This window comes from Proteus sp. G4380 (assembly GCF_963885725.1).
GTDB classification, from domain to species: domain Bacteria; phylum Pseudomonadota; class Gammaproteobacteria; order Enterobacterales; family Enterobacteriaceae; genus Proteus; species Proteus mirabilis.
Genome location: NZ_CAWPAV010000117.1, coordinates 25,495 through 38,494 on the forward strand (window position 1 = coordinate 25,495; position 13,000 = coordinate 38,494).

Here is a 13,000-nt window from a genome sequence, read left to right on the forward strand (position 1 = left end):
CTAACAAGTTATTTTAATGCTGTTTTTTCAAACATGTAAAAGAAATATGATGTTATAAATAACCAATAGAATACATCACCAAATCTTCACTATATAAACACTTACATAGTGTAAAACCACCCAAAGATAAAAATATTGTTATTGCTGATAAAATAGTAATAAATTGCAAAAAAAAAGAAAAACAGTGAAAAATAAACTAATTTTTCACTACCACTGAGTGGTTAATTTTTACATAAAACAAAAAGGAAGCTTTTTTAAGGCTTCCTTTGATATCTGAATAAAATTTATACAAACAAGTTATTCTATGGGATGCTGTCGTGATAATAGCCAATGATTTAAGGTCTATTTTCACACAAACAGCATGACAACCAGCTAATTACTCTTTTGTGTCGTCAGCATCACTGTCTGACTCTTCACCTGCAAAATCCGCAGCACTTGTGAATTCACCAGCATGATTTAACAACATTTCACGCAATTTAGTGTTTAACTCATTGTACATTTCAGGATGTTCTTTTAAGTAATTGGTTGCGTTAGCTTTACCTTGACCAATTTTTTCGCCATTGTAGCTATACCAAGCACCTGCTTTCTCTACTAACTTATGTTTAACACCTAAATCAATCAGTTCGCCATAGGTATTAATACCTTCACCGTACATAATTTGGAATTCAGCTTGTTTAAACGGTGCAGCCACTTTATTTTTAACAACTTTAACGCGAGTCTCACTACCAATGACTTCATCACCATTTTTGACAGAGCCAATGCGACGAATGTCTAAACGAACAGAAGCATAGAATTTAAGCGCATTACCACCGGTCGTGGTTTCTGGGTTACCAAACATAACACCGATTTTCATACGAATTTGGTTAATGAAAATCAGCAGTGTATTAGAGTTTTTAAGGTTACCCGCTAGTTTACGCATAGCTTGGCTCATCATACGTGCGGCTAAACCAACGTGTGAATCACCAATTTCACCTTCAATTTCAGCTTTTGGTGTTAATGCTGCCACGGAGTCCACGACAATAACATCGACCGCACCAGAGCGAGATAATGCATCACAAATTTCCAGTGCTTGTTCACCTGTGTCAGGTTGAGAGCAGAGTAGATTATCGATATCGACACCTAGCTTTTGAGCATAAATTGGGTCTAATGCATGTTCAGCATCAATAAATGCACAAATTTTTCCTTCACGCTGAGCAGAGGCAATAACTTGTAGAGTCAAGGTTGTTTTACCAGAAGATTCAGGGCCATAGATTTCAACAATACGGCCACGTGGCAATCCACCTGCACCTAAAGCAACGTCTAATGATAAAGATCCTGTAGAGATAGTTTCTACGTTCATGGAACGGTCTTCGCCCAGACGCATGATAGAACCTTTACCAAATTGCTTTTCAATTTGACCAAGTGCTGCGGCCAATGCTTTTTGTTTGTTTTCATCAATAGCCATGTTATCTCCCTCTGGGCAGTGAAGCATAAAGATGGGTCACTACCATTAAAACGTATATGATTTTGCTTGTTGAAACTCATTATACTGTATAATCATACAGTATCAAGTTAATTATTAATAATTTCTTTAAGAATTGATTTTAAAGAGAAAATCACAGATTTGGCTCTCACCTCCTCTCGTGATCCACTAAAAATACAGTGTTTAGCAACCACTCGAAGCCCCTCTGGGGTTTTTATTGCAAAGCCAAACCAAACTAAACCAACGGGCTTCTCTTCACTACCGCCGCCGGGACCTGCAATACCACTAACCGATACAGCATAGTCTGCATTTGCTGTTAGCAGTGCCCCTTTTGCCATCTCACAGACAACTTGTTCACTCACGGCACCAAAATCAGACAATGTTTGCTCATCTACACCAATCATGTCATGTTTAGCTTGATTACTGTAAGTCACAAAACCTCGATGATAATAATCCGAGCTACCTGCTATATCAGTAATGACTTTTGCAATCCATCCTCCAGTACATGATTCTGCAGTAGTTAACGTTTTTTTTCGCTCTAGCAGTGCCTGACCGACTTCAATGCTCAGATGGGTCATTTCATCATTATTTATCATGAAGGTTGTTTCACCTCGACTCTCAATTAACGTTATTCAGCTCTCTTTCTGGTGCAATCCCATAACCATAATCCACCAATTGCTAGCGCAAAGATAGCACCAAAGCCAATACCAATTGTAATAACGGAAACACCCATACTGGTGACTAGTGAGAACAAACCTAGCATCAGTAACATTGCGGTATTCTCACCTAAATTTTGTACAGCAATGGCATTACCCGCTCCCACACTATGCTTTCCTTTATCTTGTAGCAAAGCATTTAATGGTACAACAAAGAAGCCACCAAAAATGCCAATAACAACTAAGATAAAATAGGCTGGAATAATGGTGGTTTGTAATGAGAAGTAAACAACACCTAAGCCAATTAAAACCCCGGCAGGCATACAACGACGGACCGTTTTTAATGTGACAAACTTAGCGGCTAAACCAGCGCCAATCACGATACCAATCGCCACCATCGCATTTAATATTGTTGGTGTTGTATTATCAGTCATTCCCAAAGCTATAGGCACCCATTGCACTAATAGAAAACGCAATGTGACGCCGGCCCCCCAAAACATACTTGTTCCTACCAGAGAAAAACGGCTCTCTTTATCTCGCCATAAAGAGCCACAAGCAGCTAAGAATTGATTGAATATTTTTTTAATATTCCAGCCCCGGCCTATTTGAGCAGGTGATAACTTGGGAATGCTAAAGTTAACCAATACAGCCAAAGCATACATTGTCGCACAGACAGCTAATGCTAAGATAATGCTCCAATCGGAAAGAAGCCCACCAATCACAGAGCCTAATAAAATTGCCGCAATAGTTGATGCTTCCATTAAGCCATTTGCTTTGACTAAACGCTCGCCATCGGTTAACTCACCTAAAATACCATATTTAGCAGGCGAATAAATGGCGGCGCCGATCCCCACTAAGGCGTAACCTAAGAATGGATCGGTTCCAATACAAATAAGAAAAGCACCGGCAAATTTTAACGCATTACCAGTAAGCATCACCCTACCTTTAGGCTGGCGATCGGCAACTTGTCCAACAAAAGGAGCTAAGAGAATATAAGCCAGCACAAACACCATTTGTAAAATAGGCTGGCTCCATTCTGGATAAAGTGCTGATTTAAATTGAGCGAGTATGGCAAATAACAAAGCATTATCCGCAAATGCAGAAAGAAACTGTGATAATAATACTGCTTTCATGCCCTTACTCAGTAATGGGGGCTGACTTATATTCTCTGACATTAATTATTTTCCTGTTCAGCGAGTTGCTTTAACGAGACAAAATCCGTTTTGCCACTTCCTAAAACAGGAATTTCTTTGAGAAAACGAATATCTTTTGGTACCGCAATTTCTGCCACACCAGTGGATTTAGCTAATGCCGATAACATACTGCGATCAAGTTGCTTATCGGTGGTAAAAAGCACTAATGACTCACCTCGACGTGGATCATTTACCGCCACCACAGCATGGTTGCCTTCCGAGGCTTTAGCCGCTAATTGCTCTACACTTTCAAGAGAAACCATTTCTCCTGCTATTTTTGCAAAACGTTTTACACGCCCTTTAATAGTGCAAAAACCTTCGCTATCAATAGCAACGATATCTCCCGTATCATACCAACCCGCTTCTTCGATGCCTTCGGCATTTATTGCTGTAGGCTGTTCTAATTTATAAGGGGACTCAACGCGCAAATAGCCAAGCATGATATTAGGACCACGCAGTTGTAATCTTCCACCATCCGTAATACCACTTATAGGAATTAAACGCCCTTCCATGCCTGGTAATAAACGTCCCACGGTATATGGCTTAGCACTCATTGGTACATTAATGGAGACAACAGGAGCACATTCAGTGACCCCATAACCTTCTAAAATACGAATACCAAATTTATCCTGCCATAATACTCGTGTCGATTCGGACAGTTTTTCCGCCCCTGCAACCACATATCTTAGTCGAGCAAAATCATAAGAATGAGCAAATTTGCCATAATTGCCTAAGAAAGTTGAAGTACCAAACAATACTGTACAATTTTGGTCATACACTAATTCAGGTACTACACGATAATGTAGTGGGCTTGGGTAGAGGAATACTCGTGCCCCTAAGCAGATAGGTGCTAATACACTTACCGTTAAACCAAAAGCATGGAATAACGGTAATGCAGCCATAAATTTATCTCTGGGTGAAAAGTCAGCAATAGCGCGAATTTGCTCTACATTCGCCAATAAACTGGAGTGGCTATGAACGACACCTTTCGGAGTGCCTTCAGATCCAGAAGTAAATAAGATAACTGCTGCATCCGTCGATTTTTGCGCTAACATCGCTTTATGAGGAGTGAGTAAGTGCTGTGCAATCCAGCGTTTATCTTCTCTAGTAATGCTATCTTTGAGATCTTCAAGATAAACCCAGTTTGCATCCGGAGTCTGTTCTGGAATATGTAATAAATTTCCTTTCTCTAAAAATTGGCGTGAGGTAAAAATCGTTTTAATGGATGCCGCTTTCATGGCATTTTGTACACCTAAGCTACCCGCAGTATAGTTAAGCATCGCCACAACCCTTTGACGCATTGTCGCCCCAAATAAAGCCGCAACCGTAACGGTAGTATTAGGAAGTAAAAGGCCAATTCGTTCATTAGGTTCGGTATAGCGTTCAATAATACGACTAACACCTAATATTTTTTTCAATAGGCCCTGATAACTATCCTCTTTCATATTAATATCTGAAATAAGAGGACTGAAACGACCAAACTGAGACATTCCTTGTAAAAATGCCTCATAGAGCGTGATATTAGGACGTGCTTGCATAATAGCATCCATCATAATATCACGGAGCTTTTCTCCCGATAAGCGACGGCGCTCTGCTGATTTTTCCGCTGTAGGCATAGGTAAATCAACCGCAGGTAGCACTTTTATTGTGATTTTAGGAAAGAGCTTTGCTTTTATATTTAACGTTTTACGCACTCGAGAAAAGTAGCTAAATTCAGCACCTTCTATTCTAACAGGGATAACTTTTGCCCCTGATTTAGCAGCAATAAACGCAGCACCTTCATAAATCTTCATCAAACCAATAGTTACCGTAATTCTCCCTTCAGGGAAAATAACAACAGGACGGCCTTTATCGACTTCTTTAACTAATTGGCGAACCGCCATTGGATTAGCGGGATCTAAAGGAACAATATCCGCATAACGACTGAGCCATTTGGTATGTTTGGCATTAGCCACTGAGGTGTAAACAGCAAAGACAGGGTTAATCGGTAAAAATAAACGCAATAATATACCATCAATAAACGATGTATGATTTGGCGTAATAATGCATTTTTCATATTGTGAAAACTGATTAATTAGTCCTTCAATTCTTACTCGAAATAAGAATTTAAATAGTGTTTTAAAAAACGCTATCAACATCATATCCATATCTCATTTTGCTATAATTAGCCTTACTATAAATAGGATATGATGAAAATAAAATAGTTGTCTTTTGTTTTCGTCTTTATATAGGACAACTTCCTAATTATTTAGCGAGTTTTGCGAGAATGACCTCAATAATATCATTAATAGATAATCCAGCATCAACAATAATATCTGCGCATTGCATATATAAAGGCTCACGCTTAATTAAAACATCATGTATTTCTGAAACTAATGTTTTTCCCGTCAAGCTAGGTCTTTGTGCCTCATTAGGATCTTGAGATAAACGCTCAACTAAAGTTTCAAGTGAAGCTTGTAAATAAACAATTACACCTGAATTTTTCATATAAACACGATTTTTTTCTGCCAACACTATCCCTCCCCCCGTTGAAATAACTTGGTTAGGTTGGCTAACTTGAATAAGCGCATCAGATTCAAGTTGGCGAAAGACATCCCAACCTTCCGCTTCAACCATAGAAGAAATAGTTTGTTGATATTTATCTGTTATCCAATTATCTGTATCAATAAATTGATAATCTAAAGATAGAGAAAGCGCTTTACCTACTGTTGTTTTTCCTGCACCTCTAGGTCCTATAAGGTAAATTGTACTTTCCATAAATGCACTCTCTCCGCTGTGTTAACCCGCTAAATGGGTGTAATCTAAAATTTACAATGTGTAAAGTATTAAGTATCATACCTCACAATACAAAAAAATAAAGCCACACTTTATGAAAGTATGGCTTAGCTATTTAAGGGATTATTAGCGACGTAATGTATTGTCGCCGTAACCAATCCATTTATAGGTGGTTAGAGCATCTAATCCCATAGGGCCTCGTGCATGTAGCTTTTGTGTACTCACCGCTACTTCAGCACCTAAGCCAAACTGTCCACCATCTGTAAAACGTGTGCTAGCATTCACATATACCGCAGCAGAATCAACTTGGCGTACAAAGCGATCAGCATGACTGATAGATTGCGTTAAAATAGCATCTGAGTGCGCGGTACCATATTGGCGAATATGAGCAATTGCCGCCGTTAAATCATTAACGACTTCAACATTCAGATCCAGTGATAGCCATTCATCACAATAATCTGCTTCAGTCACATCGACGACCGTCGCACGTCCCTTTTTCAATGCAGTTATAGCGCGTTGACTGGCATGCAAAGTAACCTTTTGTGCTGCCATCGCATCACTTAATTGAGGTAAGAAACTCTCCGCAATAGCTTCATGTACCAATAACGTTTCTAACGAATTACATGCGCTTGGACGCTGTACTTTAGCATTAATAATAACATTTAATGCTTGGTCTAAATCAGCACTTTCGTCAACAAAGGTGTGACAAACACCAATCCCCCCCGTGATCACAGGAATAGTGGATTGTTCACGACATAACTTATGTAATCCTGCACCACCTCGAGGAATAAGCATATCAATATACTCATCCATTTTTAGCATTTTTGCGACTAATTCACGATCTGGCTTATCGATAGCTTGAATAGCAGCCGCAGGAATAGCGCATGTTTCTAGTGCTTGCTGGATCACCGCGACAACGGCTTGGTTAGTATGGTGAGTCTCTTTTCCGCCACGGAGAATAGCCGCATTCCCTGTTTTTAGGCATAAAGATGCTACATCTATAGTCACATTTGGACGAGCTTCGTAAATAACGCCAACAACCCCTAAAGGGACTCGGCGGCGTTCTAAACGTAAGCCACTGTCTAACAAACGACCATCTATCACTTGACCTACAGGATCTTCTAGATGACAAACTTGGCGAACATCATCAGCGATCGCTTTTAAACGTTCTGATGTGAGTAATAAACGATCAAGCATTGCAGCATTAATATTAGACTCTCGTGCCGCCACCATATCTTTTTCATTAGCAGCAAGAATAATGGCTTCTTGCTGTTCTAATAAATCAGCGATGACTAACAGTGCCTGATTTTTTTGTTCGGTTGATAGCTGAGCTAAGTGCCAAGAAGCTTCTCGCGCCGCTTTTCCCATTTGTTCTAACATATTTATACTCCCTAGCTCACAATCATATCATCACGGTGAACCGCAACACTGCCATACTCATAACCTAAAATTTGACTAATCTCTTGCGAATGGTGCCCCGCAATTAAGCGTAGCGCATCACTATTATAATGCGCGACACCATGAGCAAGATCTTTTCCTTGCAAACTTTGAATGCGGATAACACACCCTCGAGAAAAGTCACCTTTAATTTCTTTAATACCTTTAGGTAAAAGAGAACTCCCCTGCTCTTTAATCGCCTTTTCAGCCCCATTATCAACAATGATAACCCCTGCGACTGGAGCACCAAAAATCCATCGTTTACGCGTTTCAAGGGGGCTTTTTAAACCATGAAAGAGTGTTCCGACAGGTTCATTATCAATAACTTTACTGATAACATCAGGCTTAACACCGGCGGCAATAACAACGTCAATACCAGCACGCCCTGCAACAGTGGCCGCTTGTAACTTAGTTGCCATACCTCCAGTACCTAAACCAGAGACACTATCACCGGCCATTTGACGTAATTCATCGTTGATATCAAAAACTTCAGGAATAAGCTTCGCATCCGGATTGCTACGAGGATCGGCCGTATATAGACCTTCGATATCAGTAAGTAACAGGAGTTTATCAGCGCCACCTAAAATGGCAGCTAATGCCGAAAGATTGTCGTTATCCCCTACTTTTATTTCTGCAGTAGCAACGGCATCGTTTTCATTGATAACAGGAATAATCTTGTTATCTAATAATGCATGCAGTGTATCACGCGCATTCAAAAAACGTTCTCTATCTTCTATATCCGCGCGAGTTAATAACATTTGCCCAATATGAATACCATAAATAGCAAATAGCTGCTTCCATACCTGAATTAAAGCACTTTGCCCCACAGCGGCTAACAGTTGTTTAGATGCTATTGTTGCGGGCAAATCGGGGTAGTTTAAATATTCACGCCCTGCCGCTATTGCTCCCGACGTGACAATAATTATCCGGTGCCCTTTTTCGTGTTGTTTTGCACATTGGCGAACCAGCTCTACAATATGAGACTGATCCAGACGTCGTGAACCACCAGTCAGTACACTTGTCCCTAATTTAACAACCAGCGTTTGGCTGCTACTCATAACATTTACCATTTTTTGTTGATTTAAAAGATCATACACTGTTTTATCAGGAGAGAAGCGTTATGCCAACTGACATAACGCAAAATCTATGAAAAGTTGCCCTAACACAAAATTAGGGCTTAAGGGGAAGAGGAAAATTGCTCATTTTTTCATCTGGAACTAGCGTCATCTCTAATTCACTTACCGCCGCTTGTAGAAAATCATGAAAACGAATAAGTGTTTCATGTATTGATTCAATCACATCTTTTTTACTTATTACTTGATTAACCCAATCGCCATTTTTATCGAATAGGCCAACTTGGTAATAATAAATTAACTGTTCACCATTACGTTCAAGTTCCATCCACCAGCCCCAAAACTCTCGTTTTTCTGGTGTGACTTTCTTATTTACACAAACAGCTAAACAATCAAAAAAAAACTGGCTTTCTTGGCATTGTTGCTCACGGATATAAGGTCCTATTTGAGCAAAACGCTTTAATAACTTACCTCGGGTAGGGTGCAAAGATGAAGTCATAAATTCAGTCTCCTTATCACCTCTACTGTTATATAATCTATTATAATTAGCAAGTTATTGTTTGAAATTATTTATATTAATTTAGCATAGATCCAATCTGCACTTTTAGTTAATGCCTGTTCAAGCCCTTTATAAAGTGGTTTTTCTTTTATTTCTACTATATCGCCATCCATAGAAGAGCGAGCAATGAGCTGCGAATCCTCTTTAGGACTAATTTCATCCCCTTTCCAATAAACACTCATCATCGGCACTGGCATACGACGACCAATCAACCCTTGGTTTTTCAGTGAATAACTACTTAACGATAGTCTGAGATTGTTTTCATCTATATTTAATAATCCTAAGCGGCTCGCCAGTACATCAAGATACATAATGGGGATTTTCTTCTGTAATTCCGCTTGAGTAAAAAAGGCATGAATTAATGGCCCTAATGCCACAACACCTTTAATCAATTTTGGATAAAGATAGGCTAAACGCACCGCAATATTGGCACCAAACCGAAATCCCATTACGCCCACTCGAGTGTGATCAATCCATGGAATATCTCCCAACTGCTGTAAAATATCGCCATGCAATTGACAGGTATTTTCGCTGAGTTTCTGCTTAACAGAATAACCGATAGATGGCATATCTACGGTTAACATCGCGATACCTTTTGGTGATAAGTAGCGCCTAAAAAAGTTAACATAATCACTTTGTAGACTATCTAACCCACCACAAAAAATGACTGTTGGATAAGGCCCTTTACACTCTTTAGGTAGATGTAAAAATCCACTGGTAGTTCCTTTACCTGTTAATTTAAATGTCAGTTTTTTTACTTCAAATGAAGAGAATTTCATGGCATTTTCAAAAGCTTTCATCGCCAATACTACCGCTTGATCAGCAAGAAAATCGCCATTAATAAATGGATAAGCAGCAATACTATAAAGGTTTGCCGCCCGTAACCAACAATCAGCGGCTGCTTCCTCTGAGATCTCTCGTAACGCTTTTTGTTGCCAAATCATTGCTTGATGAGACCATTCAAATGACCAGTTGCCACGTCGATAGCCAACGACTGTATCAATAAATTTATCATCACTGCGTGGCGCATCAAAAATAGCAATGCGACTTAATACTTCTTCGATCTCTATGGGGGAAATACCTCGCCAGATCCACTGTAGACGTTGAATTGTGCGATACCAATTTTGCTGGCTCATCCCATTAAGTACAGAGTACGAATCAATATTAGATTTAGGGTGTGTGTACTGTATTAACGTTGAGGTTTCCGCATGTTTAGCACGAGGTTTAAATAACGTTTCAGAAAGATTTGTATTATTTGCCATATCACTCTTCAAATCAGTGTGTATCGTATAATGAGGCTCAAAATTCTGCTCATATCATAACATGGATTTCACTTCTACAGTGGAATAGCAGATCAACATCAGCACGAAGAGATAGGAAAAGCGTCAGGTCATCAAAAATAAAGCCGATATAAAAAATCCTCGCATAGGAACTGGGGTCAGTTCAATAAACGAGGATTTTATCAATATATTTGAATTAATTGATTAAGATAAATTATTTTTTATCACAAACAGGGGGAACAAACATAACGCCCATATCCCAAGGTTGTTCAATCCAGGTATTTTGTGGAATATCAACCACAAAATCATCAACTAACGGACGCCCTTCTGGCTTAGCAAAGATAGTGACAAAATGTGCTTTCGGATACATTTCACGGATAACTTTTGCGGTGCCACCTGTATCAACTAAATCGTCAACAACGATAAAACCTTCACCATCACCTTCTGCTTTTTTTAAGATTTTGAGGTCACGTTGATGGTCATGATCATAGCTAGAAATACAGACAGTATCCACATGGCGGATACCCAATTCACGAGCAAGTAATGCGGCAGGAACTAATCCACCACGACTGACAGCAATAATGCCTGTCCATTGTTCGACTGGTAACAAACGTTGTGCCAATTGACGGGCATGTATTTGCAACATATCCCACGTTACAACATATTTTTCGCTCATAATATTGTGATCCTAGCTACTTGAAATTCGAGAGAAGCTTTTTTGCGGAAAAAAAGGTTGCGCGAGATTATAGTGATTTGAGCGTTCAAAAACCAGAGAAAACATAAAAATGGTAGAGATAATCCTCATTTTTCCTGATATGTATTTTTTTTGTCTAAAAAACACGCAATAAAAAAGCGAACACCAACACAGAAATCCAAATTATTAGATAGATACGTAAGAGAATGACGCATTCATCAAAAGAAAGTGATATTCTCAATTATATTTGGCGAATAACGCTCAGAATAATAAAGCTAACCCTTAAGAAAGCGGTAGGCTATTCATAACACAGATGCTGTTAGAGGAGATCCATCGTGTCTGAACTATCTACTCTATCCCCACAACCATTATGGGATATTTTTGCAAAAATTTGTTCAATTCCACACCCTTCATACCATGAAGAAGCCTTAGCGTCCCACATTATGGCTTGGGCGACAGAAAAAGGTTTATCTGTTGAGCGCGATGCGGTAGGAAATATTTTAATCCGTAAACCTGCCACCAAAGGTATGGAAGATCGTAAAACAGTCGTTTTACAAGCGCACTTAGATATGGTGCCACAAAAAAATAACGATACCGAACACGACTTTACCAAAGATCCTATCCAACCTTATATTGATGGTGAATGGGTAAAAGCGAAAGGCACCACATTAGGTGCAGATAATGGTGTTGGTATGGCTTCTGCACTCGCTGTATTAGCTGACGATACTGTTAAACATGGCCCCTTAGAAGTATTGTTAACCATGACAGAAGAAACTGGAATGGATGGTGCTTTTGGACTACAGCCTGGCTGGTTACAAGCGGATATTCTGATTAATACAGACTCAGAAGAAGAAGGCGAAATCTATATGGGTTGTGCCGGTGGTATTGATGTTAAAACCACGGTAGACCTCACTTATGAAGCTATTCCTGCAAACCATATCGTCAAAAAACTGGTACTAAAAGGCCTAAATGGCGGCCACTCTGGTGGTGATATTCATTTAGGTTTAGGTAATGCAAACAAATTATTAGCGCGTTTCCTTGCTGAACATGCGGATGAATTAGCACTAAAATTAATTGATTTCCATGGTGGTACACTGCGTAATGCTATCCCTCGTGAAGCGCATATTATTTTTGCTATTCCTACGGATAAAGCGACTCAATTAAATAGCATTACCACAGAATTTGAAGCGCTATTAAAAAGTGAATTAGCCATTGCTGAAAAAAATCTAGCTATCGAATTAACAGATACTAGCACCGAAAAACCAGTATTTACTGCTGATTGTCAATCTCGCACTATCAATTTACTTAATGCCATGCCAAATGGTGTTATCCGCATGAGTGATGATGTGGAAGGTGTGGTTGAAACCTCATTAAACGTCGGTGTAGTGAGTATTGTTGACGATAAAGTAGAAATCCTATGTTTAATTCGCTCTCTGATTGATAGCGGTAAAACTTATGTTGTTAGCATGCTGACAGCATTAGCCAAACTTGCTCAAGCAGATATCGAAACCAAAGGTGGTTATCCTGGCTGGAAACCTGATGCGGATTCACCGGTTATGCACTTAGTACGCGACACTTATCAACAACTATTTGATAAAGTGCCAAATATTATGGTGATCCATGCAGGTCTTGAGTGCGGTCTATTTAAAAAACCTTATCCAGATATGGATATGGTCTCTATTGGGCCAACCATTCGCGGTGCACACTCACCGGATGAGCGAGTACACATTAAGAGTGTAGGTCAATACTGGCAGTTACTGACTGCTATTTTAAAAGCGATCCCGGCTAAATAATTCTACTTAAAAACAGTTATCAAACCCGCTTAATAAGCGGGTTTTTTGTTATTTTATCTCCCTATAACTTATTCCCAA

At 39.4% G+C, this 13,000-nt stretch carries 11 protein-coding genes; 1 reads left to right on the forward strand and 10 read right to left on the reverse strand.

The features are described 5' to 3' along the window. Positions 1–376: 376 nt before the first annotated feature. The 10 genes from recA to gpt form a co-directional block, all read right to left on the reverse strand. Positions 377–1,444, reverse strand: a complete 1,068-nt coding sequence (gene recA, locus AACU98_RS10505) for a recombinase RecA (RefSeq protein ID WP_004247401.1) — start codon at positions 1,442–1,444, stop codon at positions 377–379. A 107-nt stretch (positions 1,445–1,551) separates the two neighbouring features. Then, complete coding sequence (gene pncC, locus AACU98_RS10510; protein WP_004244782.1) at positions 1,552–2,058, reverse strand: nicotinamide-nucleotide amidase; 507 nt, start codon at positions 2,056–2,058, stop codon at positions 1,552–1,554. Between the two features lie 32 nt (positions 2,059–2,090). Next, on the reverse strand, positions 2,091–3,293 hold the full coding sequence (lplT, locus tag AACU98_RS10515; protein ID WP_004244783.1) for a lysophospholipid transporter LplT: 1,203 nt from the start codon (positions 3,291–3,293) through the stop codon (positions 2,091–2,093). Continuing rightward, positions 3,293–5,452, reverse strand: a complete 2,160-nt coding sequence (gene aas / locus AACU98_RS10520) for a bifunctional acyl-ACP--phospholipid O-acyltransferase/long-chain-fatty-acid--ACP ligase (protein ID WP_155289763.1) — start codon at positions 5,450–5,452, stop codon at positions 3,293–3,295. The genes lplT and aas overlap by 1 nt, the downstream gene beginning before the upstream one ends. A gap of 103 nt (positions 5,453–5,555) precedes the next feature. Further along, positions 5,556–6,068 (reverse strand): shikimate kinase AroL, encoded by a 513-nt coding sequence (gene aroL, locus AACU98_RS10525; protein WP_004244785.1) that lies wholly within the window; start codon positions 6,066–6,068, stop codon positions 5,556–5,558. A 144-nt stretch (positions 6,069–6,212) separates the two neighbouring features. After that, positions 6,213–7,466, reverse strand: a complete 1,254-nt coding sequence (gene proA, locus AACU98_RS10530; RefSeq protein WP_004244786.1) for a glutamate-5-semialdehyde dehydrogenase — start codon at positions 7,464–7,466, stop codon at positions 6,213–6,215. Positions 7,467–7,477: 11 nt separating this feature from the next. Further along, a complete protein-coding gene (proB, locus tag AACU98_RS10535) occupies positions 7,478–8,581 on the reverse strand; it encodes a glutamate 5-kinase (RefSeq protein WP_004247396.1) in 1,104 nt (367 codons plus the stop codon). 112 nt (positions 8,582–8,693) lie between these two features. Further along, complete coding sequence (crl, locus tag AACU98_RS10540) at positions 8,694–9,095, reverse strand: sigma factor-binding protein Crl (RefSeq protein WP_012367569.1); 402 nt, start codon at positions 9,093–9,095, stop codon at positions 8,694–8,696. A 71-nt stretch (positions 9,096–9,166) separates the two neighbouring features. Beyond that, positions 9,167–10,417: an esterase FrsA gene (gene frsA / locus AACU98_RS10545; protein ID WP_036905845.1), complete on the reverse strand. Its 1,251-nt coding sequence runs from the start codon at positions 10,415–10,417 to the stop codon at positions 9,167–9,169. A gap of 232 nt (positions 10,418–10,649) precedes the next feature. Next, on the reverse strand, positions 10,650–11,111 hold the full coding sequence (gpt, locus tag AACU98_RS10550) for a xanthine phosphoribosyltransferase (protein ID WP_004244790.1): 462 nt from the start codon (positions 11,109–11,111) through the stop codon (positions 10,650–10,652). A 353-nt stretch (positions 11,112–11,464) separates the two neighbouring features. Here gpt and AACU98_RS10555 point away from each other — a divergent pair, with 353 nt between their 5' ends. After that, a complete protein-coding gene (locus AACU98_RS10555; RefSeq protein WP_155289762.1) occupies positions 11,465–12,922 on the forward strand; it encodes an aminoacyl-histidine dipeptidase in 1,458 nt (485 codons plus the stop codon). The last annotated feature ends 78 nt before the right edge of the window (positions 12,923–13,000 follow it).